20 protein-coding genes are annotated in these 23562 nt (G+C 63.8%); 16 read left to right on the forward strand and 4 right to left on the reverse strand.

Annotated elements, in window-relative coordinates:
• Positions 1-125: 125 nt before the first annotated feature.
• The 7 genes from BMZ79_RS31090 to BMZ79_RS34615 all read left to right on the forward strand — a co-directional run bounded on the left by BMZ79_RS31090 (position 126) and on the right by BMZ79_RS34615 (position 12000).
• Positions 126-6713: an Ig-like domain-containing protein gene (locus tag BMZ79_RS31090; RefSeq protein ID WP_177222441.1), complete on the forward strand. Its 6588-nt coding sequence runs from the start codon at positions 126-128 to the stop codon at positions 6711-6713.
• 108 nt (positions 6714-6821) lie between these two features.
• Positions 6822-8054: a HupE/UreJ family protein gene (locus BMZ79_RS31095; protein ID WP_177222442.1), complete on the forward strand. Its 1233-nt coding sequence runs from the start codon at positions 6822-6824 to the stop codon at positions 8052-8054.
• Between the two features lie 14 nt (positions 8055-8068).
• Positions 8069-9202 (forward strand): permease, encoded by a 1134-nt coding sequence (locus BMZ79_RS31100; protein ID WP_177222443.1) that lies wholly within the window; start codon positions 8069-8071, stop codon positions 9200-9202.
• A gap of 14 nt (positions 9203-9216) precedes the next feature.
• A complete protein-coding gene (locus BMZ79_RS31105) occupies positions 9217-10140 on the forward strand; it encodes a TIGR03943 family putative permease subunit (RefSeq protein WP_177222444.1) in 924 nt (307 codons plus the stop codon).
• Positions 10141-10257: 117 nt separating this feature from the next.
• On the forward strand, positions 10258-11202 hold the full coding sequence (locus tag BMZ79_RS31110; RefSeq protein ID WP_090648420.1) for a cupredoxin domain-containing protein: 945 nt from the start codon (positions 10258-10260) through the stop codon (positions 11200-11202).
• A 330-nt stretch (positions 11203-11532) separates the two neighbouring features.
• Positions 11533-11679, forward strand: coding sequence for a hypothetical protein (locus BMZ79_RS34610; protein ID WP_177222445.1), 147 nt, complete (start codon positions 11533-11535; stop codon positions 11677-11679).
• A complete protein-coding gene (locus tag BMZ79_RS34615) occupies positions 11680-12000 on the forward strand; it encodes a hypothetical protein (protein WP_090648423.1) in 321 nt (106 codons plus the stop codon).
• Between the two features lie 215 nt (positions 12001-12215).
• Here BMZ79_RS34615 and BMZ79_RS31120 read toward each other — a convergent pair whose 3' ends face one another.
• A complete protein-coding gene (locus BMZ79_RS31120) occupies positions 12216-12671 on the reverse strand; it encodes a MarR family winged helix-turn-helix transcriptional regulator (RefSeq protein ID WP_177222446.1) in 456 nt (151 codons plus the stop codon).
• 219 nt (positions 12672-12890) lie between these two features.
• Here BMZ79_RS31120 and BMZ79_RS31125 point away from each other — a divergent pair, with 219 nt between their 5' ends.
• The 4 genes from BMZ79_RS31125 to BMZ79_RS31140 are packed head-to-tail and all read left to right on the forward strand — an operon-like array spanning position 12891 to position 16314.
• On the forward strand, positions 12891-14255 hold the full coding sequence (locus BMZ79_RS31125; RefSeq protein ID WP_090648430.1) for a UDP-glucose dehydrogenase family protein: 1365 nt from the start codon (positions 12891-12893) through the stop codon (positions 14253-14255).
• Positions 14252-15313 (forward strand): GDP-mannose 4,6-dehydratase, encoded by a 1062-nt coding sequence (locus BMZ79_RS31130; protein WP_090648432.1) that lies wholly within the window; start codon positions 14252-14254, stop codon positions 15311-15313. The genes BMZ79_RS31125 and BMZ79_RS31130 overlap by 4 nt, the downstream gene beginning before the upstream one ends.
• Entirely contained in the window at positions 15279-15986 is a 708-nt protein-coding gene (locus BMZ79_RS31135; protein ID WP_090648435.1) for a glycosyltransferase family 2 protein, read from the forward strand. Before BMZ79_RS31130 ends, BMZ79_RS31135 begins: the two co-directional genes overlap by 35 nt.
• A gap of 1 nt (position 15987) precedes the next feature.
• Entirely contained in the window at positions 15988-16314 is a 327-nt protein-coding gene (locus BMZ79_RS31140) for a lipid-A-disaccharide synthase N-terminal domain-containing protein (protein ID WP_090648438.1), read from the forward strand.
• A gap of 101 nt (positions 16315-16415) precedes the next feature.
• Here BMZ79_RS31140 and BMZ79_RS31145 read toward each other — a convergent pair whose 3' ends face one another.
• Complete coding sequence (locus tag BMZ79_RS31145; RefSeq protein WP_090648440.1) at positions 16416-17285, reverse strand: LysR family transcriptional regulator; 870 nt, start codon at positions 17283-17285, stop codon at positions 16416-16418.
• A 175-nt stretch (positions 17286-17460) separates the two neighbouring features.
• Between BMZ79_RS31145 and BMZ79_RS31150 the strand changes: the two genes are divergently transcribed.
• Positions 17461-17919 (forward strand): cupin domain-containing protein, encoded by a 459-nt coding sequence (locus BMZ79_RS31150; protein WP_177222447.1) that lies wholly within the window; start codon positions 17461-17463, stop codon positions 17917-17919.
• A gap of 65 nt (positions 17920-17984) precedes the next feature.
• Here the strand turns inward: BMZ79_RS31150 and BMZ79_RS31155 are convergent, their stop codons facing one another.
• Positions 17985-18674: a formylglycine-generating enzyme family protein gene (locus tag BMZ79_RS31155; protein ID WP_256253268.1), complete on the reverse strand. Its 690-nt coding sequence runs from the start codon at positions 18672-18674 to the stop codon at positions 17985-17987.
• Between the two features lie 245 nt (positions 18675-18919).
• Here BMZ79_RS31155 and BMZ79_RS31160 point away from each other — a divergent pair, with 245 nt between their 5' ends.
• From BMZ79_RS31160 to BMZ79_RS31170, 4 genes are all read left to right on the forward strand, one after another.
• Entirely contained in the window at positions 18920-20530 is a 1611-nt protein-coding gene (locus tag BMZ79_RS31160; RefSeq protein ID WP_090648445.1) for a gamma-glutamyltransferase family protein, read from the forward strand.
• 136 nt (positions 20531-20666) lie between these two features.
• Positions 20667-20825 carry a hypothetical protein gene (locus tag BMZ79_RS34620; protein WP_177222448.1) on the forward strand — a complete coding sequence of 53 codons (159 nt, stop codon included), beginning with the start codon at positions 20667-20669 and terminating at the stop codon, positions 20823-20825.
• Between the two features lie 195 nt (positions 20826-21020).
• Positions 21021-21770 carry an alpha/beta hydrolase gene (locus BMZ79_RS31165; RefSeq protein WP_090648447.1) on the forward strand — a complete coding sequence of 250 codons (750 nt, stop codon included), beginning with the start codon at positions 21021-21023 and terminating at the stop codon, positions 21768-21770.
• A 179-nt stretch (positions 21771-21949) separates the two neighbouring features.
• Positions 21950-22771 carry an AAC(3) family N-acetyltransferase gene (locus BMZ79_RS31170; protein WP_090648450.1) on the forward strand — a complete coding sequence of 274 codons (822 nt, stop codon included), beginning with the start codon at positions 21950-21952 and terminating at the stop codon, positions 22769-22771.
• A 178-nt stretch (positions 22772-22949) separates the two neighbouring features.
• Here the strand turns inward: BMZ79_RS31170 and BMZ79_RS34900 are convergent, their stop codons facing one another.
• On the reverse strand, positions 22950-23147 hold the full coding sequence (locus tag BMZ79_RS34900) for a hypothetical protein (protein WP_218154849.1): 198 nt from the start codon (positions 23145-23147) through the stop codon (positions 22950-22952).
• Between the last annotated feature and the right edge of the window lie 415 nt (positions 23148-23562).

Here is a 23562-nt window from a genome sequence, read left to right on the forward strand (position 1 = left end):
GGGTCGCTGATGATTCGACCTCTGTAGGCGGCGATGTAATCGGAACTGGTGGTACGAGCCGGATTTCGGACGTTTCTATCTACGGCACGCCGATCGGCACATCGACGCCGGCCAGCGCGACGGGCGTGACGCTGGACAAATCGGCGCTGACGCTGCCCACGGGCGGAACGGACAAGCTGACGGCTTCCGTCCAGCCGAGCAACGCGACGAACAAAGCCGTCACCTGGACGTCCAGCGACGCCGCGGTAGCGAGCGTCAATAACGGTACCGTGACGGCGGTAAGCGTCGGCACGGCGACGATCGCGGTCACGACGGCGGACGGCGGCTTCACGGCGACGGCCCAAGTGACGGTCGACGATACGCCGGTCGCCGTAACGGGCGTCGCGCTCGACAAGAGCAGCCTGTCGCTCGACGCCGGCCAGACGGGCCAGCTGACGGCGACGGTGCAGCCGACCAACGCGACGAATAAAGCGGTGCAATGGTCATCCGACAACGCCGCTGCCGCCACGGTCGACGGTACCGGCAAAGTCACGGCCGTCGCGGCCGGATCGGCCGTCATTACGGCAACGACGGCGGACGGGAATTTTACCGCTTCCGCTACGGTTACGGTATCGACGCCGGCGACATACACGGCGGGCGACGTCGTCATCAGCCAGCTGTACGCGAACGGCGGCAACGGCGGCGCGTTCTACAACACGAAATATTTCGAGTTGTACAACCGTACGAACGAAGACATCAACTTCAACAATAAGTGGGCGCTTGTCTATACGTCCGCGGGCAACGGCACCATCGGCAACGGCTATAAGCTGACCGGGACGATCAAAGCCCACGGCTACTACCTCGTCTCCGGAAGCACGAGCACGACGGGCGGTCCGCTGCCGATCGCGGCCGACCAATCGGCCGGCACGGCGCTCAGCCCGAGCGCGAGCGCGGGCGGCATCATCACGCTCGCCTACTCGACGACCGGTATGACGGATCAGGACGATCCGCGGGCGATCGACATCGTGGCGTTCGGCGACGGTTCGAACAAGAACTTTACGTTGAAAACCGACCATTGGGGCGCGCCGTTCTACAACGGCAGCATCAAGGGCGGCGCCATCGTGCGCAAGACGGATGCCGGCTCCGATCCGCGGCATGCGTTCGGCCTCGGCAACGGGTATTTCAACCGGGACACGGCGAACGACTTCGTCCTGAACGCGCCGGACGTGCAGACCGATCCGAAAGAAATCGTCATTCACAACTCGAAATCGATGACGACGCCGGACGCGTCGAAAATCACGCTCGTTAGCGCGGCGGGCAGCGCGGTCGTAACGGGCGCGGCAGGCTCCGTACCGGCATCCGCGTCCGTCCAAGCGTACGTCGTGACGGACGGCGCCGTAACGGCGGCCGGCCAGCCGGCGACGGCGGAAGCGGACGGCTCCTTCAGCTTGACGTACAGCGATGAACAAGGCAACGGAGTCGTCTACGTGACGTTCAAGGACGGCGGGCAGCCGGAGAGCTTCTACGCGCATGTCGACGCGGCGCCGGCGGCAACGTCGACGATCGGAAGCCTTGACGGCACGGACGCGATCGGCGTTCCGCTGAACGTCGGCTACGCCACGACGATCGAAGGCATCGTAACGTCCGCCAACCAGGCGGTCGGCACGGAGAACGCCAGCTACTACGTGCAGGATAGCACGGGCGGCATCCATGTCGTCAGCGCGCAGGCGCCGGCGGAGACGATTCAACCCGGCCATAAGGTGCTGCTCGAAGGCAAGGTCGCTTTCGCGGCAGGCTCCATGCAGTTCGTACCGACGACGGTCACGGACGAAGGGATGGACGCTCCGGTCGCCGCGGCTTCGGCAACGGTTGCCGACCTGAGCAGCTCCGCGAAGGCAGAGCCGCTGGAAGGCACCGTCGTTACCATTCGCGGCAAAGTGACGAACATTCCGGCGAACGGTCCGGATTACAACGTCACGATCGCCGACGATGCCGGCAACGTGGCTAACGTGAAGATCGCCGCAAACTCGGGCATTGACGTCAATGCGGCGGTTTCGCTGGGCGACACGTTCGGCTTCACGGGCATCGTGGAGCAGGCCAAGTGGGGTTCGCCGTACACAAGCGGCTACTACCTCGCGCCAAGAAACGCGGCGGATATTAAAGGCGACATGCAGTTCAGCCATACGCCGCTGGCCAAAGCGTACGTCGGACTGGACATTCCGTTCGCCGCGAAGGTCAAATACGCGGATTCCGTAACGCTTTACTATAAGAACGAAGGCGACGCGAGCTTCGCCTCGATTCCGATGGTCGCAACCGACAACCTGAATTACAACGCCAAAATTCCGAAAGAAAACGTGAACGCGGCGGAAGCGAAAATCCTGTACTACATTGAGGCGGAAACGTCCGGCCAACCGAAGCAAAATTCCGGTACCGCCGCGGAACCGCACGAAGTACCGGTCGTCGAGGATACGGACGGACCGGCGTACTCGAACGAGCAGCCGGCGCCTAGCGACCGGGTCGAGAGCTATCATCCGGCCGTGTCCGTGAACGTCGACGATCCGAACGGCGTCGATACGGCCACGCTCGCCATCTCGATCGACGGCAAGAACCTGACGTCCAAGGCCGAGCTTTCCGAGACGCAGATCAAGCTGACGCTGACGTCGGATGACGATCTGGCGGTCGGCACGCACACGGTTCAAGTCAGCGGCAAAGACAAGCTGGGCAATGCGTCCGCGCATTCCTGGACGTTCGAGGTGCTGGAGCGGTTCACCGGCGGCAACCACTACCGGGGTACGACGCACAACCATACGAACATTTCGCATGACGCGCAAGGCACGCCTGAAGACGCGCTGAAGGCAGCGCAGGCGCACGGCTACGATTACTTCGCGTTCTCCGATCACTCGCACGACATCGACGCGGAGCTGGTCGGGCAAGACACCGTCGACCATAACGGCATGCCGGAACGGACGGGCGGTTCGGATTGGCAATTGACCAAGGATTTGGCCGACCAATACACGAAGGACGGCAGCTTCGTCGTCTTCCCGGCGTTCGAGATGACCTCGACGACATGGGGCCACTCCAATGTCTTCGGCACGACGAACTTCATCGACCGCGTACAGAACGGCGGCAAGTACCAAAGCCTGCAAAACTACTACGCATGGACGCTGACCTACGATAACATCGTGGCGCAGTTCAACCATCCGGCGATGGGCGCCAACGCGTTCGACAATTTCATTCCGTACGACAAAAACGTGGACAAGCTGTTCACGATGCTCGAAGTCGGCAACGGCTCGGGCAACTACTCGTACGTGAACGCGGAGAACAAATTCTTCAGCGCGCTCGACCTGGGCTGGCATGTCGCGCCGACGTACGGCGAAGACAACCACGACGGCACGTGGGGTCAGACGAAAGAGCGCACGATCATCGTCGCGAAAGACCTTTCGCAGGAATCGCTGCTTGACGCGATGCGCAACATGCACGTGTATTTCAGCGAAGATCCGAACGCGCAGTTGGACGTCCTGGCCAACGGCTATTACATGGGCGCGACCGTCGACTCGAAGACGCTGAACTTCGACGTGACGGGCAGCGACCCGGTATCCGAGAGCGCCGGCGATCCGAAATACAGCTTCATCAAGACGCCTTCGAACGACAATGTCGCGAAGGTCGAGCTGGTCACCAACGGCGGCCGCGTCATCGACACGTACACGCCGTCCGGCGACAGCGCGTCGTTCAACTGGAAGCCGAGCGTGAACGTGGTCGGCGGCCAGCAGTGGTTCGTCATCCGCGTGACGCAGAAGGACGGCGACCGCACGTATTCCGCGCCGATCTGGTCGCCGCAGGATCCGCTGTCCGTGAAGGTCAACGATCTGTCCGTCGCGGAGGGCGCGGCCATCGCCGGCGTGCCGGCGACGCTGAAGGCGGGCTTGTCCAACCTCGGCACGATCAGCCTGACGAATTTGACGGCGCATTTCTACTACGACAGCATCGACGCGGCGCATCTGATCGGCGACGCGACGATCGAGTCGCTGGCATCGAACCAGAGCGCGACCGCCAGCGTCAGCTGGGCGAACCCGACCGCGGGCGACCATAAGCTGATCGTCGTCCTTGAGGCAGGCGACGGCAACGATTTGGGCGACAACCAATTCGAGCAAGCGCTCAGCGTCAAGGCGCCGCTCGGCATTAAAGTCATGATCGACGCGACGCACGGCAACGAGAATACGTCAACCGACACGGGCACGTACAAGGATAACCTGACGTCCCTGACGCTGACGCTGAAGCAGCAAGGGTACACGGTCATCGAGAATAAAACGGCTTTGACCGCCTCGCTTCTCGCCGACGTCGGCGTTCTCGTGGTCACGCACCCGAGCACGCAGTACACGCCGGCCGAAATCGATGTGCTGAAAACGTACGTCCAAGGCGGCGGCTCGCTCCTGATGAGCGAGAAGAGCAATTACAACGGCACGCCGCAAAACTTGAACAGCCTGCTCGCAGGCATCGGCTCGGGCATGCTCGTGAATAACGACGGCGTCTTCGACGAGACGAAGGAAGGCAACTTCTGGTCGACGCCGCTTACCTCGAACTTCTCGCTGCGCCTGCACAATTCGCCGGTCGATAGCGGGCTCACGGACTTCATTCCGCTGCTCGACTTCTACAGCGGTTCGAGCTTGGCCGCCAATGACGGCAGCGGCGGCAAGAAGGCGCTGGCCGACAGCGATACCGTGACGATTCTGGCGCGCGGCAACGAGACCACGTTCCAGGATAGTCCGCAGGTGAAGGCGGACACGTATCCGTACAACGTCTACACATCGAACGGCAAGAACGGTCCGGCGCTGACGGACGTCAAGGGCGGCTCGGTCATTCCGCTCGTGGCTTCCGAACAGATCGGCAAAGGGCGCATCGTGCTGTCGGGCATGAACATTTTCAACGATAAGCAGATGACGCAGAACGACGGTCCGACGAACAACATTCCGTTCTCCGTCAACGTCGTCAACTGGCTTACGAATCGCGAACCGAACGTCATGCCGATCAACGAAGCGCGCCAGCAGCCGGAAGGCACGAGCGTCGTGATCGAAGGGCAAGTGACGACGACGGCGTTCTATGATTCGGCTTACATGCAGGATGCGAGCGGCGGCGTCGTCGCGTTCGGCGAAGTGCCGGCAGGCTCGCTGAAGCTTGGCGATACGGTTCGCGTCTACGGCAAGATCAGCACCTTCGAGAACGACAAGGAGCTGGTGTTCGACCGGTTCGCCAACAGCATCGTCGTGCTGAAGTCGGGCACCCCGGTCGAGCCGAAGAAAGTCACGACGGCGGATTCCGTATCCGATTCGTACCAGGGCCAATTGGTCCAAGTGGAAGGCACCGTCAAAGAAATCAAGGATAGCAGCACGTACATCCTCAATGACGGCTCCGGCGACGTTACGGTCTTCGTGGACGGCTACATCGTCAATCAAAGCGGCGTGCAGGTGCCGACTATGAAGGTCGGCGACACGCTGAAAGCCGTCGGTTTGAGCGGCAAATATTCGCTGGGCAGCCGGATCCGCGTACGGGATAGCCGAGAGCTGTCGGTAACCCCGGGTGGCGGCGGCGACACGGGCGGCGGCTACATCCCTCCGGTCACGACGCCTCCGACGACGACCTATACGGTCACGGCCGGAAATCTGACGGATAACGGCAGCGGCGCCAAGTCGGTTACGCTTCCGGCAGGCACGCAGGAAGTCAAGCTGGGCGCGGATCTCGCGAACACGCTTAAAGGCGGCAGCCTCGCGCTGAACGCGGGCGACCTCGCGCTGACCGTTCCGGGCGATCTGCTCCAAGCGCTGATCGGCAAAGTGCCGGCGGACGCGCAAGGAAGCAGCACGATTTCGCTGCGGCTCATTCCGCTGACAAGCGAGGAAGCGGCGCAGGCGATCGCGAAGGGCGAAACGTCCTCCGGGGCGGACCTGAAGCCGGCGGGAGACATCTACGCGTTCCGTCTGACCGTTACGACGGCGGACGGCAAGACGACGGATCTCTCGACCTTCGACCAGCCGATTACGATTAAGCTGAAAGTCGGCGCAGGCGTCAACCCGGCTCTTGCAGGCGTGTATTACATCGCCGACGACGGCACGCTGGAATTCATCGGCGGCACGTACAAGGACGGCTACATGACGGCGCGAATCAGCCACTTCAGCCAATACGCGGTACTCGAATACGGCAAGTCGTTCAGCGACGTTCCGGTGACGTACTGGGCTGCGGACGTCATCCGCGAGCTGACGGCGCAGCACATCGTCAATGGCACGAGCGCGAACGCGTTCGAACCGAAGCGCGGCGTCACCCGCGCGGAATTCGTCGCGCAGCTCGTTCGCGCGCTGCATCTGACGGAGAAGGGACAAGCCTCCTTCGCGGACGTGAACGCGTCCGACTGGTTCGCGGACGACGTGTCCATCGCGGTTCAAGCCGGCATCGTACAAGGCAAGAGCAGCAGGGCGTTCGATCCGAACGCGTCGATCACGCGCGAGGAAACGGCCGTCATGCTGATGCGCGCTTACGCGCATGCGGGCGGCAGCACGCCGGCCGGCTCCGATGGCATGGCGTTCAAGGACCAAGCGAAGATCGCGCCTTGGGCGGTATCGTACGTGAACGCGGCGGCTTCGCTGCACCTCGTGCAAGGACGCGGCGCGGGCAGCTTCGATCCGAAGGGCATGACGACCCGCGCCGAAGCGGCTCAAATCGTGTACAACCTGCTTCACCGCTAAGGCATGAACGATAATCGCATCGACTGCTGAGATCCAACGACACGCAACAGGAGGATGCCGCTCGCGAGCGGCATCCCTGTTGTCTTTAATAAGGAGGAGAATGACGGAATGCACGCATTGCGCACCATGCGATTGCTGGCCGTGATATTGACGGCGGGAGCGCTAGCGTTCTTGACGGTCCCCTGGAAGGCGGAGGCTCACGCGTACAGCGCCGGCTACACGACGCTCGACCTGTCCCGCGCGACCACGGAAATGACGTATTCGCTCGACGAGCTGTCGGTCATCGAGCTGGTCGGCGGGGACGTCAACAAGAACGGCATGCTGGAACAGGAGGAGTTCGACGCCGTCAAGGATTCGCTCGTCGCGCTGCTGCAAACAAGCATCGCGATCAAGATCGGCGGCGTCTCGACGCCGTGGACGAAGGTCGTCAGCTGCGTGCTTGACCGGCAGGGCGACGCCACGAAGGCGATGCTGAAGGCTTCGTACCCGCCCGTCGGCTCGGGGCAGCCGATCGCCATGACGGACCGGCTGTACGAGCAAACCAAAACCTCGTCCACGTACGTGGACTTGCTGACCGTCGATTACGGCAAGCAGAAGAGCACCGCCGCGCTGTCGGGCGACAACCGCTTATGGGCGATGCAGATGACGGAAACCGAGTACGCGGATCTGCCGCAGGACGCAAGCGCGCTGTCGGCGGGGACCGATCAGCCGGCCAAGCCGGACGCGGACGGCCAAGCAAACGCGGCGACGCAGCCGGGCGAGGCTTCCGCGACGGACGCGGCGGCGGAATCGCCGACCTCGGGCTGGCTGTCGTTCTTCAATCTCGGCATTCATCATATTTTGGGCGGCTACGATCACCTCTTGTTCCTGTTCTCGCTGCTCATCGCGAGACAATCGTTCAAGCAGTACGCCTCGATGATTACGGCATTCACCGCCGCGCACAGCATCACGCTCACGCTGACCGTGCTCGGCATCATCGACGTGTCGCCGCGGATCGTCGAGCCGGCCATCGCGCTCAGCATCTGTTGCGTGGCCGTCGACAACATGGTCCGCGGCCAGGTCAGCTACCGCTGGGTGCTGACGTTCCTGTTCGGCCTAATCCATGGCATGGGCTTCGCGGACTTGCTGAAGGAGATGTCCTTGCCGAAGAGCGAGCTCGCCGTCGATCTGATCAGCTTCAACCTCGGCATCGAAGCCGTGCAGCTGTCGCTCGTCGCCCTGCTGCTCCCGCTGCTGTACCTGCTGCATAAATGGCAGCACGCCCGCCGTGCCGTCATGGCCGGTTCCGCGGCCGCGCTCGTGCTCGGCGCCGTCTGGCTCGCCGAACGCGTATTCGTCTAGGAGGAAGAATCGTCATGCAAACGACCGTAACGGCCGCCAAGCCGCGGAGGGGGAGCGGCAATGCCGTCATCGCCGCCTCCGTCGCGATCATCGTCGCGCTGTATCTGCTCTCGAAGCTGCCGCCCGGCGCCGTGTTCCAGAACCAAAAGCTGCAAATCATCAAAATGATGTTCATCAGCGTCATCATCGAGGCGCTGCCGTTCATCCTCGTCGGCGTCATCGTCTCGGCGCTGCTCGAGGTATTCGTGCCCGAGCGGACGATCCGCCGGCTCATTCCGCGGAATCCGCTGCTCGGCATCGTCGTGGCCAGCTTCATCGGCATCATGTTCCCGATCTGCGAATGCGGCATGGTGCCGGCGATTCGCAGGCTGATCGCGAAGGGCATGCCCTTGTACGCCGCGACGACGTTTCTGGTCGTGGGCCCGATCTTGAATCCGATCGTCTTCTGGTCCACGCTCACGGCGTTCCGCAACAAGCCGGAGCTCGTCTGGTCGCGGATGGGACTCGCGTTCCTGACGGCGGTCGCCATCGGCCTGATCGTGCACCGGTTCGTGAAGACCGACCAACTGAAGCCGGTGCCGGGCGGCAGGCACGATCGCGGACACGACCATGACCATGCGCACGACCACTCGCACGACCACGCCCGTCATCACGACCACGCCCATCTTCATGCGCACGTCCGTCATCATGACCATGCGCAAGAAGCGGCTCTTTCCCGCAGCCTGGCCGCCCGGAGCGTGAACAAGCTGACGGACGCCATGAGCCACGCGATCGGCGAGTTTTTTTCGATGGGCAAATACCTCATGATCGGCGCGCTGCTCGTGGGCGTGCTGCAGGCCTTCGTGACGCGGAGCAGCCTGGAAGCGCTCGGACACGGCCCGGCCGGCTCGAACCTCATCATGATGGGGCTGGGCTTCCTGCTGTCGCTCTGCTCGACGTCGGACGCGTTCGTCGCGCAGTCGTTCACGACGACCTTCGCTTCCGGCGCGCTCGTCGCGTTCATGGTGCTCGGCCCGATGCTGAACCTGAAAGGGCTGCTGATGATGACCGCGGTGTTCAAAACCCGGTTCGTGCTGCTCTACGCCGCGCTCGCCGCCGGATTCGTCTATGCCGGCACGTGGGCGCTCGGCCAATTCATATTGCCATGAGAGGAAGTCGTGCCATGAACGCGAGCCGAATCGCGCCGCTGCTGCATCATATCGTCCGACTGGCGATTCTGCTCGGGCTGACCGCGTATGTCGCCTATCTGTCGGCCACCGGGCAAATTCTGCTCTTCATCGCCCCGCAGCTCGTCAAATACGCCGATCTCGCCGCCGGCTGCATGGCGCTCTTCATGCTCGGCCAGCTGTACCTGCTGATCCGCTCCTTCCGGGCGCCCGCGGCAGCCTGCGACTGCGGCCACAGCCACGGTCACGACGACCATGGGCACAGCCACGAACCCGCAGGCGGTCCCGTGAAGAATGGACTGGTATACGGCTTGTTCGTTCTGCCGCTGCTGCTCGGACTGCTGCTGCCGAACGAAGCGTTCGCCGGGTCGCTCGCGCACAATAAGGGGATGAACCTCGGCGTCTTCTCCGGGGGCGGCATGCCCGCGGATCTGGCGCGGCTGGACGGGACCGAGGATCCCGACCTGAAGCAGCTGTTCCGCTCGGATACGTACGACCGGGATTACGCCAAGCTCGGCATGCTGCTGTACAAGCAGGATACGATCGCGATGAGCGACGAATGGTTCATCGAGAAGCTGCAGGCGATGAATACGTTCGCCGACAATTTCCAGGGGAAGAAGCTGCAAATCCGCGGGTTCGTGTACCGGGAGGAGGGGCTGGCGGCCAATCAGCTCATCATCGGGCGCATGGCCATGACGCACTGCATCGCGGATATTTCGCCGTACGGCATTATCGCCGAAGCGGACAACGCGGGGGGCTACGCCAACGATTCCTGGGTAACCCTGACCGGTACGCTGGCGACCGCGACCTTCCACGAGCAGAAGGTCGTCAAGCTGACGATCGAAAGCGCGGAGCCGGCGTCGGCGCCGGAAATTCCGTACGTGTACCCGGACTGGGACTTCGGCAAGAAATTGAAGTGAGTTCTTGCAGGTAATGCGAACCCTTGCATCGGAATCCAATAAGCGAAGTGAAAACGGAATGGAAACGGGAAACGGAAATCGGCCATTCCGGCGAGACATTCGAAACGAGACGGAGAGATGAATGCCATGCTGTTTAACGCGGGGAGCCTGCTGGTGGTCGGGCTGATCGAACTGTACTTCAACGTCCTCGGCTATCGCAAACGAACCGTAAGGCCGCGGCGCGCCGGACTGCGCGCGGCGCTCCTGTCCGCTGTCGCGGCGGGACTCGCCTTCGGCGCCATCCTGGCGCAGTCCTTCGACCTGCGGCTCGCCGCGCTATTGGGATTCGCGGCGCTGTTCGGCGCGGTCGCCGGCGCCACGAGCGGCGCGGCATATGGCCCGCCATCAGCCGTGAACGGCGGGCTCGCCGGCGTGCTTGCCGGCTTGGCCGGTACGGTGCTCGGCAGCTTGTTCTTCGGCTCCGGCACGGTCGTTCTCGTGACGGCGCTGCTGTTCGCCGGCTGCGCCTTCCTCATTCAGCGTGCGGCGGATCGGGCGCCTGCCGAGCGCGGCAGCGCAGCCGCCGGCAAGGCCCGCCACCGTGCCGCTGCCAGCCAGGCCGGCCGCCGGGCGAAGACCGGCGCAGCGGCCGCAGCGGCGGCCAAGCCTTCCTACCGCGGCAGCATCGTCCTCGGCGCCGGCGCCGTGGCGCTGTTCGCCGGCGCCCTGCTGCTGCAGGACCGGCTGCAGCTCGGCGGCATCGGCCAGCCGACGTCGCAGGTCGCCGCGATGGACGACGCGAACGACATGCAGGTCGCCACGATCGACGTCACCGGCGCCGGCTTCGCGCCGAAGGTGACCGAATTTCAGGCGAACGCCATGATCAAGGTCGTGTTCAACGTCAAGGCGAGCGCCGGCAGCGGGCTCAAGATCGTGTCCAAGGATTTGAACTTCAGCGCCGACGTGAAGCCGGGCCAAAACATCTTCCTGCTCAACAATCCGCAGCCCGGCGAATATGCGATCGAAGTCGACGGCAAAGGCAAGGCCGGCACGTTCACGGTCAAGCCGGCCGTCAAGCTGTAAGAGAAGCCTGCGCCTGACGGGATCCTGCGGCCGAGCGTTTCGGCTGGCGTCTTGGCAGGAACCGCTCGCTTGAAATCGGCGCCGCCAATAACGGCACGAAAAAGGAACACGTCATGAAATCGACGTGTTCCTTTTTTGCATGGCTTGAAGTTGGCCGGCTAGCCTGTACGTTGACGTGGCTCCGCAATTTTATATTAAGCGGTCCGTTCAAAGCTGCCGCTCACTTGAATGCCCCTCGGCCTCGGGCTTAACCGCTGCCGGGAGCTTCTCGTACTTCGGAATCATGCGGGACGACAGGAACGCGACGGCAGCACGAGGAGCACGATTCCGATGCACCCGCTCATGCCCTTCTACGGCGCGGGTTACGCGGAAGGTCTTGCGGGGTTGAAGGCGGACGGAGGAACGAGCATCGTGCCCGTGCTGGCTTATATGGCGGAAATCGGGGTCGCTTTAGCCATCATTGCCGCGCTCCTCTAGATGAAGCTCACGGAAAGCGATTATGCGGCGCTCCATCAAGATCCGCAATCGCAGGCGGATGGCAATCGCGCGGCATCCGGCGGTACGGAAAGCCCGGACGGAGCGGCGCATGCTTCGGGCTGGTTTTCGTTCTTTACCTTGGGCAGGGGTCATATTTTGGGCGGGTACGAACATCTCTTATTCCTGTTCTCGCTGCTGATCGCCAGGCAGACGTTCAAGCAGTACCCGAACATTTACGATCGCGCACATCGCTGGAAATGCTCGAGGCGGGCCGTGACGGCGGGCTCCGCGATCGCCCTGATCCTAGGCGCCTATTGGTGAATCGACCGCATCGTCGTCCTATAAGCGCGCATTCTTTTGCCGTTACGAACGAAGAGACGCCGGGGCGAGCCCGAGCGTCTCTTTAGGTTGGCGACAGGTTCCATCATAGACATGATCTATGGCTTCTGTAAAATCTATGCATTCGTTCGCAGAGGGGCTTTCGTAGTATAGTGGTACTAGCCTTCGGGCCAAGCCGGGGGCTCATACGGTTGTTGTCATTTTTCTCCTTCTCGATTATTAAAATAATGATAAGCTTTCGTAAGCAGCTCCGCCAGCTGACGGCTTTCGTCCTCGCCCAGATCGTCGATCAAGCCGCCGAGCGAGTCGCGGATGTACAGCTCGGCCGACTTGGCGACCTCCTTGCCTTTGGCCGTCAGCCCGATGCCGACGGAACGCCGGTCGTCCGGATCGACGGTGCGCTCGATCAGATCCTCCTCGATCAGCTTCTTGATCAGCTGCGTGACCGTCGGCGTCGTCACGAGCAGCCGTTTGCTGAGATCGGAGATGCGCGGCTTGGGATTGCCGTTGTTCTCATACTCCATGACGGAGAAGAGGATGCGGATGTCGCTGCGCGTCAGGCCGTTGACCGGCTTCTCCCGCCACTCGGCTTTGGCGAACAGGATGAAGGCGTCCCTCAGCCGCTGGATGATGTCTTGTCGGTTGTCGTTCATGGCGTGCATGCTCCTATCGAAATCGGTTTTGTGCGTGCCGGGCGGCGTCCCGCGGGACAAGACGAAGCGCGCGGGAGGCGGCTTCGCCGGCCTGCGAGAGGCTGCCGGAAGGGAAATGTTGTACTTGAAATAGACGACACGGGTCATTATTATAAAAGTTAAGTTGGTAAACTAATTATTTTTAAGTTTCGTATTTTGGCAGGATATGAGGTGGATCCGATGGTCAAGATTGGAGTCATGGGCACGGGCTACGTCGGGCTCGTACACGGCGCCGTGCTTGCCGGGCACGGCTTCCGGGCGACGTGCATGGACGTCGATGCCGGCAAGATCGGCCGGTTGTCGCGGGGGCAATCGCCGATCTACGAGCCGGGGCTCGACGAATTGCTCGCCGCCGGCCTTCGCGCGGGCACGCTGTCGTTCACGGCGAGCGCCAAGGACGTCATCCGCGGGAGCGACGTGCTCTTCATCGCGGTCGGCACGCCGGCCAAGGAGGACGGCAGCGCCAATCTTGACCACGTTCAGGATGTCGTGCAAGCGATCGGCCGTTACGCGAACGGCCCGAAGACGGTCGTCTGCAAGTCGACGATGCCCGTCGGCACGGCGCGTTCGATCGCGCGTTATCTCGACGGCGCGCTGAAGGCCCGGAACGCCCCGTACCGCATCGACGTCGCGTCGAATCCGGAGTTTCTCCGCCAGGGCAAGGCGGTCTCCGACTCCCTCGCGCCGTCAAGGGTCGTCGTCGGCACCGAGAGCGAGGACGCGAAGCGGATGCTGCAGACCGTCTACGCCGACCATCTGCGGCAGGACGTGCCGTTCCTATACACGAACTGGGAGACGGCCGAAATGGTCAAGTACGCGTCCAATTCGTTCCTCGCCGTCAAAATCTCGTTCGTGAACGAGCTGGCGCTGCTGGCCGAGAAGGTCGGCGCGAACATCGGGGACATCGCCGCGGGCATGGGGCTCGACGAACGGATCTCTCCGCACTTCCTGCAGGCCGGTCCCGGTTACGGCGGCAGCTGCTTCCCCAAGGACACGCAGGCGCTGCTCGACGCCGGCCGCCGGAACGGCGAAGAGGTGTTCGTCGTGAGCGCGGCCGCGGCGGCCAACGAGAAGCAGAAGCGGCGGATGGCGGACAAAATCGCCGAGGCGCTCGCGTTCGGCGGCTCGCTCAAGGGCAAGACCGTCGCCGTGCTGGGCTTGTCTTTCAAACCCGAGACCGATGATATCCGGTACGCGCCCAGCTATGATATCATTAACGGCTTGTTAAGCCGGGGCGCGGCCGTGAAGGCGTATTGCCCGCAGGGCATGAGGCAGGCGAAGCGGCAGTGGACCGAATGGGACGGCGCCGTCGCCTACTGCGAGAGCGCGGCGGAATGCGCGCAGCACGCGGACGCCCTCGTCCTGATGACGGAATGGCCGCAATTCCGCGACCTTGGTTGGGATCGGATCGCCAGAAGCATGCGCGGCGGCCATTTCTTCGACCTGCGCAACCAGTTCGCGGACGATCCGCGGATCCGGCGGCTGTTCCGTTACTATCCGGTCGGTTCGATCGAACCGGCGTACACCCTGGAGGAGGCGCAATGAGTACCTATTGCGTAACCGGGGGAGCGGGTTTCATCGGCTCCCATTTGTGCGAGCGGCTGTTGAAGGCGGGCCATCGCGTCGTCTGCGTCGACAATTTCAACGAAGCGTACGATTACAAAACCAAGATTAAGAATATCCTGAATAGTATCGGAATGGAACCGGATTTTCAATTTATCCACAAAGAAACCGATCTGCTTCGTCTGCAGCGGGCTGTCGCCGGGGACAGCTTCAAGCTCGCCGTCGCGGATATTCGCCATGCGGACGAGTTGGACGCCGCGTTCGCGGGCGAGCGGATCGACGCGGTCATCCACCTCGCGGCCATGGCCGGCGTGCGGCCGTCCATCGCGGACCCGCTGCTGTACGAGGACGTGAACGTCCGCGGCACTATCCAGCTGCTGGAGGCGATGCGACGGCACGGCGTGCGCAAATGGCTGTGCGCCTCGTCCTCCTCGGTCTACGGCAACAACGAGAAGGCGCCGTTCGCGGAGGACGACGCCGTCGACCGGAGCATCTCGCCGTACGCGGCAACGAAGAAAGCCTGCGAGGTGCTCGGCCATACGTACTATTATTTGCATGGCATCGATACGGTTATGCTCCGGTTCTTCACCGTGTACGGCGAGCGGCAGCGCCCGGATCTGGCCATTCATAAATTCGCGGCCATGCTCGACCGCGGCGAACCGCTGACGGTCTACGGCGACGGGTCGTCCAGACGCGACTACACGTACATCGGGGACATCGTCGACGGGATCATGGGCAGCCTGCGGTACGTCGAAGCGCGGGACGCCGTCTACGAAATCGTGAATTTGGGCACGAACCGGACGGTCTCGCTGCTTGAGCTGGTCCGGGGCGTGGAACGGGCGTTCGGCAAGAAGGCCGTCATCCGCTGGCTGCCGAATCAGCCGGGCGACGTCAGGCAGACGTACGCGGACGTGTCCAAGGCGGGCCGGCTGTTCGGCTACGCGCCGCGGACCGATTTTCACGACGGGTTATGCAGGTTCGTCACATGGTATAGGGGGAATAACTATGGTCAAGCTCTCGATCGTCGCGCCGATCTATAATGAAGAAGAAAATATTTTGCTGCTGCACGAGGCGATTACGAACGCGGTCCGGCAAAAAATAGAGAGCTACGAGATCGTGCTCGTCAACGACGGCAGCAGGGATCGGAGCGCGAGCATCCTTAACGAGCTCGCGGAGCGGGATCCGGCGGTGAAGGTCATCCATTTCGTCAAGAATTGCGGGCAGACGGCCGCGATCTATGCCGGGATGAAGGGCGCCTCCGGCGAGCTGATCGCGCTCATCGACGCGGATTTGCAGACGGACCCGCGGGATATTTTCAAGCTGATGCCGTACATCCCGAAGATGGATTTCGTGAACGGCAAGCGCGTCCGGCGGAAGGATTCGCTCGTGAAGAAGGTCTCGTCGCGGATCGGCAACGGGGTCCGGAACTGGCTGACCGGCGATACCATCTACGACACGGGCTGCCCGATGAAGCTCATGAAGCGCGAGGTGGCCGAGAGCTATTATTTGTACGAAGGGATGCACCGGTTCCTGCCGACGCTGGCGAAGATCAACGGCTTCCAGGTCATCGAGATCGCGGTGTCCCACCAGGAGCGGCAGCGCGGCGTATCCAAGTACGGCGTGCTCAACCGGGCGTTCGTCGGGCTGATGGACGCCATCGTCATCGGCTGGCTGCGCAAACGGGTCATCCGCTACCAGATTCGGGGACAATAGCATGTGGTGGCATTCCTTGTTAGGCGGCATGTCGGCCGGCGGCGTGGCTTGGATCGTCTTCGGCTTCGTCGGGCAGATCATGTTCACGATGCGCTTCATCACCCAATGGCTGGCCAGCGAGAAGGCGAAGCGGACCGTCGTGCCGCTGTCCTTCTGGATCTACAGCATTCTCGGCAGCGTCGTCCTGTCGATCTACGCGATCTACCGCAAGGACCCCGTCTTCATCCTCGGCCAGCTGCCGAGCGTCTTCATTTATTGCCGAAACATTATTTTGGAGCGGAGAAATAATGTGGCGAGCGCGGCGGAAGTGAAAACGATGGATTCCTAGATGAAGCATAACGATGCCGACAAGCGCGGCATCCTAACCCTAACGCAAGAAGCCCCCTTCATGAGAAGGAGGCTTCTTATCGTTTCGGTTCCCTATCCGGCTCACGCGGACGGCACGGGTTCGGCGTCCAGCAGCCGGAACAGCTTCGCGCCGACGTCCGCCGTTCGCGCGGCGAGCGCGACGGTGCGGCGCAGGCCGGGTTCCGCCAGAGGCACGGCCTGCAGGTTCATCTGCTTCGCCTCCGCCGCGAGCATTTCGGGCAGCACCGTGATGCCGGCGCCGACGGCGACGTTGAACAGAAATTCTTTATTCCCGTCGACCTCCAGCTCCACGTCGGGGCTGTACCCGTAGCTTTCCGCCAGCGTTTTGACCCGGTCATGGATCTCGCATTGCGGGCTCGCGAAGACGAATCGCTCTTTCCTCAGCTCCTCCAGCCGCAGCGACGTCCGTCCCCGGAACGGATGGTCTTCCGGCAGCACCGCGACATAGCCTTCGGTAAACAGCGTCTTGCTCCACATCCGGTCGCCCGCGAAAGCCGCATCCAGCAGGGCGGCGTCGAACGCGCCCTCCTGAAGCTCGTCCCGCAGCGCGGCCGACGTTTGCCGCACCTTGATCGTGACGGGATGGCCGGCGTCGCGGTAATCGCGCAGCCGTCCGGGATGAAGCCGCGTCACGACGCTCGGCAGACAGCCCAGCGTATACCCCGGCTCGGCCTTGAACCGGCGCATGCCCGCTTCGATGGTGTCCAGCGAGGCCACGACGGGCATGATCCGCTCCAAGAAATGCCGGCCGGCCTCCGTCAAATCGACCCCCGCCGCGCTGCGCCGGAACAGCTCGATGCCGTAGGTCGCTTCGAGCTGCCGGATTTGCTTGCTGATCGCCGGCTGGGTCAGGCTAAGCCTGTCCGCCGCCTTGGACAAGCTCTTCCATTTCGCCGCCTCGGTAAAGCTTCGAAACCATTCCACCTGCATCCGCAGTCCTCCTATAATGAACGGTTATACCCTCCCAACAGAGCGGAAGTTCCGTAACCGTCCAGATCGCGTTATCATCAAGTGCATCCATCCTAACACAGCCGCATCCGAACGGAGAAGCTGGAAGGGTTGGCAATCTTGCCAAAAATATCCGCGACGAAAAGGAGAATGTTCGATGTCCGAAGTATTGGATGTACTCGGCCCGCGCCTGCAGCATCTGACCGCGCTTTCCGATAATCAAGATTACTGCCTGATGAAAGGGGAACTCTTTCCCGGCGTATTCGTGCCCGTGCATAGCCATGAGGACCGCGAAACGTTCGTCGTGATTTCCGGGGAAATCGAAGCTTGGCTGGACGGCGCGTGGTCCGTCTACCGTGCCGGCGATACGCTGGATATCGCGCCGAACCGGAAGCACGCGTGGCGGAACGTCTCGAGCGAGCCGGTGACGCTGCTGATCGCCTCGACGATGAAGATGGGGCAATTCTTCAAAGAAATCGGGCGTCCGGCCGCTTCCGTGCCGCCGGGTCCGCCCGAGCCGGCAGCGGTGGGGAACTTCGTCCAAACGGCGATTTCGTACGGCTACTGGCTCGGCACGCCCAAGGAGAACGCCGCGATCGGCCTGATGATGGGCTAAGCGAATCCCGTTCCTGCAGCAACGAAATAGAGCCGGTTCAGCGCGCGCTGAACCGGCTCTTCCCTTTATAGAACGGGCACGGACCGGGCCAGGCGGAAGCCCAGGTCGTCGATGCGGAACGCCGGGTGGCTGCGCCGGCGGCAGGTCGCCCCGCAGCCTCGGGCTTCCTCGGCCCAGCTGCCGCCGCGAAAAATCCGATAGCTCCCGTAAATCTTCGGGTCGTAGACGTCCCAGCACCACTCCCACGCGTTTCCCAGCATATCGTACAACCCCCAGGCGTTCGGCGCCTTCCCGCCGACGTCGCGGATCGCGCCGCCCGCATTGCCCGCATGCCAGGCGATGTCGTCCAGCGCGCCGTAGCGGTAGCCCGTCGTGCCCGCCTTGCACGCGTGCTGCCATTCCGCTTCGGTCGGCAGCCGGTAACCGTCGGCGTCCCAATCGCAGAACACCGTCTCGCCGTCTTCCCCGATCGCGTACGCGGGCGCGTAGCCGGTTCGTTCCGAGAGCGCATTGCAAAAGGAGACGGCGTCGAGCCACGACGCGTTCACGGCCGGCTTGCGCCGCTCGCCGGCCGCCGGCTCCGGCAGATTCGCGACCGCGGCGTACAGCTCCGCGGTGACGGGATGCCGGCCGAGCGCAAACGGCCGCAAGGCCACGGTCCAGCGGCGGTTGACGCGGTCGTCGCGCAGATGGACGTCGCCGCCCGGAATGACGGCCATCGGATAGTCGGCGAGCGGGCCGCGCGCTTGAGACATGAGCGTCCCTCCTGTCAGGATTGAATTTTACATACTTTACCATAGCGGGGATGGACTCTTCAACACCCGCGATACCCGTTTTGCGCGACGGCGGATATCGCCCGCATGCTAGGAAGCCGCGGGAACTAGGCGGATGTGCCCGTTTTCGGCCGGCGGGCGCTTCCGGGACAGGAATCGGGCGTCCCTCCGGAGAAGAAACTATCGAATCCGGTCCGGAATCAAGAACCGAAAGGGGAATGGAACAGATGACGTTCGATTTGATGCATGATCCGTATCCGTCGCGGCGAACGGCGGTCGTGGCGCGAAAAGGAATGGTCGCGGCTTCGCAGCCGCTGGCCGCGCAGGCGGGGCTGCGCATGCTGCAGCAGGGCGGTAACGCCGTCGACGCGGCGATCGCCGCGGCGGCCTGCCTGACCGTCGTCGAGCCGACGGCCAACGGCATCGGCGGGGACGCTTTCGCCATCGTCTGGCAGGAGGGACGCCTGCACGGCTTGAACGCGAGCGGCCGCTCGCCGATGGCGCTGACGCCGGACGCGGCGCGGGAGCGCGGCGCCCGCGACAGCATGCCGGCCGACGGCTGGCTCCCGGTGACCGTGCCGGGCGCGCCGTCCGCCTGGGCGGCGCTGTCGGAGCGGTTCGGCCGGCTGCCGTTCGCGTCGCTGCTCGAGCCGGCCGCGGAGTATGCCCGCGAAGGCTACGCGGTCACGCCGGAGCTCGGCGCGACGTGGGCCCGGGCATTCCGGGCCTGGGAAGCGAAGGCCGGCGATCCGCTGTTCGCGGAATGGTTCCGCGTGTTCGCGCCGGAGGGACGGGCGCCGCGGCCGGGCGAAACCTGGCGTTCGCCGGGCCACGCGCGGACGCTGGAGGCGATCGCCGCGTCGAAGGGCGAGGCGTTCTACCGCGGCGAGCTGGCGGAAGCGATCGACCGGTTCGCCCGCGAGACCGGCGGCCTGCTCCGCTCGGCGGATTTGGCGGCGCATCGCCCGGAATGGACGGATCCGATCTCCGTCCGGTACCGCGGCTACGACGTATGGGAGATGCCGCCGAACGGCCAGGGGCTCGTCGCGCTGATGGCGCTGAACGTCCTGGACGGCATTCCGCTGGCGCACAGGGATACGCTCGAGACGGTTCACGCCCAGATCGAAGCGTTGAAGCTGGCCTTCGTCGACGGGCTGCGGCATATTACGGATCCGGCGATGATGAAGGCGAGCGTGGAGGAGCTGCTCTCCCCGGCTTACGCGGCGCAACGGCGGCAGCTGATCGGCGAACAAGCGCTGATGCCCGCGCCGGGCCGGCTGCCGAGCGGCGGGACCGTCTACTTGGCGGCGGCCGACGGCGAAGGGAACATGGTGTCGTTCATCCAGAGCAACTACCGGGGCTTCGGCTCGGGGCTGGTCGTGCCGGGGACGGGCATCGCGCTGCAAAACCGGGGAACGTCGTTCTCCCTGGATCCCGGCCACGCGAACGTCGCGGCGCCCGGCAAACGGCCGTTTCATACGATCATTCCGGGTTTTCTCACGAAGGACGGCGCGCCGGTCGGCCCGTTCGGCGTCATGGGCGGCTTCATGCAGCCGCAGGGCCATCTGCAGGTCGTCTCGAACCTGATCGACTTCGGCTTACACCCGCAGGCGGCGCTGGACGCCCCGCGCTGGCAATGGCTCGAAGACCGCAAGGTCGCCATCGAGACCGGCTTCCCCGAGCATCTGGCCCGGCAGCTGGAGCGGCGCGGCCACCGGATCCAGCTCGTGCTCGACCGCAAGGCGTTCGGCTGCGGCCAGGTCATCTGGCGCGACCCGAGCGGCGCGCTGATCGGCGGCACGGAGCCGCGGACGGACGGCTGCGTGGCGGCTTGGTAGCGGTTGAGGGCCGAGGCGGGGCAAGGGCAGGGCAATTACAGGTAAGTGAAGAGCAAATGCCGGGCAGGGGCAGATGCAGGTAAGTGAAGGTAAGGTAAGTGAAGTGCAATGTGGAGCAAGGGCAAGCAGGATCGGCGTGTGCGGTGCATGGTCGATCGCCCTCTACGGGTCCGTCGTGCTGCGCGACGTGCGCATTCCCGCAGGCGCGACCGTGAAGCTGCAAATCGACAAGACCGACGAGCTGGACAATTGGGACAGCTTGAAAATCGATTACGTGCTGCTGCTCGGCACGTAAGCCCCTCCGCCGCGGGCGAAAGCCGAAGCAAGCCGGATGGCGCGTCCGCCTGGACGCGTCCTTCCGGCTTGCGGCTTGTTTGGCCGCCGGTACGTTCTTCCGAACCGCCGCCTCGCGCCGTTGACTGACAAGGGTTGTCACTTCCCGCGGCTACAATGGAGGCAGAGCAGGGAAATCCGCGGAGGAGGGTTCGGCATGACGAGTCAGGAGATGCGCCGAAACGAAGACATCGGCTTTTTGTTCGTGAGCGGCGCGGGCTTGCGCGGGAGCATTTGGACGGAGGTGACGGACGGGCTGGAGGCGCCGGCGCTTGCGGCGGACTATCCGCTGCGCGACGGTCCCGCCGCGGAGCGGCTGCGGCTCGGACTGGCCGACTATGCGGCGCATGTGCGCAAGCAGGCGGAAGCGTGGCGCGTCCGGCGGATGGTCGTCGTCGCGCATTCGATCGGCGGCGTCGCGGCGCTGCCGGCGGCGGCGGCGCTGGCCGAGCGCGGAAGGCTGGCCGGCCTCGCGGCGGTCGGGGCGGCGATTCCGCGGGAAGGCGGTTCGTGGCTGTCGGCGCTGCCCATGCCGAAGCGGGCGGTCGCGTCCGCCTTGATGCGGCTCTTCGGCACGAAGCCGCCGGCGGCGGCGATCCGCGCCGGGCTGTGCGACGGCTTGGGCGAAGCGCAGACGGAAGCCGTCGCGAGCGGGTTCGTGCCGGAGGCGCGGCGCCTTTACACGGAGCCGTGCCGCGCGGCGGTGCCGCCGGTCCCGTCGGTCTATATCAAGCTGACGCGGGACAAGGAATTCGATCCGCGGCTGCAGGATCGCATGATCGCCAATCTGTCGCCGGGCCGCGTCGCCGCGCTGGAAGCCGGCCATCTGCCGATGCTGAGCGACCCGGAGGGGCTGCGCGCGATTTTGAATTCGTTTCGGGCAGAGTTGGCGGAAGCGGAGTTGTAATGCGCGCGGTCAGCCGCTAAGATGGGTAAGAACAAGCAGGGAGGCTTGGCTGGCAGGTATGGAGCGAACGCTTTCGTCAGTCGGCCTTCCTCTGTTTTCCATTTATTATTTTCGATCTACTTTACCTACCTGCTACCATCTGAACGAGTAACTACGCGGCGAAGGAGAGGAGGACCGTCATGGGAGAATTCGAAACGGTCGCGGCGACCCGCGAGCCCGTCACCGTCGCCCGCATCGCGCGCGACCTTGCGGCGCTCGGCGTGCGGGACGGCGACGTCCTGCTCGTGCATGCGTCGCTGTCCGGCATCGGCTGGGTGTGCGGCGGGCCGCAGGCCGTCGTGCAGGCGCTGCTGCAGGCGGTCGGCCCCGAAGGCACGATCGCCATGCCGGCGCAAACCGGCGACTGGAGCGACCCGGCCGAGTGGAGCAACCCGCCCGTGCCGCGGGCGTGGCTCGAGACGATTTACCGCGAGATGCCGGCTTTCGATCCGCTGACGACGCCGACCCGGGGCATGGGCCGGATCGCGGAGCTGTTCCGGACGTTCCCGGGAACGGTCCGGTCGGCGCATCCGCAGGTGTCGTTCTCCGCGAACGGCAAGCAGGCCGCGGCGATCGTCGCGGATCATCCGCTGACGCCGCAGTTCGGCGCGGATTCCCCGCTTGGCAAGCTCTACCGGCTGCCGGAAGCGAAGGTGCTGCTGCTCGGCGCCGGCTACCATGCCTGCACCGCCTTTCATTTGGCCGAAACGCGGCTGGACCGCATGCCGGCGAAGCGGATGGGGACGGCGATGACCGAAGCGGGCGCGAGGACATGGAAATGGTTCGACGACTTCGCCTACGATTCCGCGGACTTTACGCTCGTCGGCGCGGAGTTGGACGCGCGCGGCATGCCGGCGCGCGGGGCGGTCGGCAGCGCGGACTGCCGGCTGTTCGGGCTGAAGGCCGGCGTGGACGCGGCCGAAGCGTGGCTGCGGGAGAATCGGACCGGGCTGCAGGGATAATCGAAGAAGCGAAGAAGCGAATCCGGCTTCGCGGGTTCTGACGCTTGCTTCGTTGCCGGAAGCAGCCGCGCTTGCGAGCGCGTGAAGGTTAAGCTTGCGGCATTTTCCGTTTGTTGAAGCAAGAGCCCGCCGATATTCGGCGGGCTCTTTGCGCATTTGAGGCGGTCAGGGACTACGATCAGGGGTTATCCTTCTTCCGCGCTTCGTACAAGCTGTCGATCTTGGCGAGAACCAAGCTCGGATCGGCCGGATATCCGCCATAGAGCGGCAGGACTTGCGAGACGATGCGGTAAAGGCGCGTCGGCTGAGCGCTGTCGTGCTCGGTCAAAGGCGCCGTCTGGCGCAGCGCATCCGCCGGAGGCCGTTTCCAATCCATAAACCGGAAGTAAACGCCGTTCAGCCGCGCTGCGGTTTCCGACGCGCGAAGCCGCCGATAGTCCTGGATGTTGGCGTTGGCGTCCGTCGGGGCCTGCCTGCGTTGCGGCGGGCAATTCGAGGAAGACGCTCCGCTCCGCCGGTTCATTCCATCTGCCGTCCGCGTTCAGGTTCGCGACGGCCTGCGAAGCCGGGTCTGAATAAAATGCCGGCCACCGTTCGATTTGCCGCATCGGCCCGTCCGCGAACCGCCGAAGCCGGGCGAAATCCGGGTCGAGCAGCGCAGCGGCAAAGTTGCCGGTTCCTGTCGCGAGTTTTCTTATAAATGGCAAAAATTCGGTCCAAAAATCGTAAATTGGGACTTCCGCCGCTCCTCCGATTCCGTTAACATGAATGAATCAGATTAGAAATGAGGG

This window comes from Paenibacillus sp. UNC496MF (genome assembly GCF_900113915.1).
Taxonomy (GTDB): Bacteria; Bacillota; Bacilli; order Paenibacillales; family Paenibacillaceae; genus Paenibacillus_Z; species Paenibacillus_Z artemisiicola.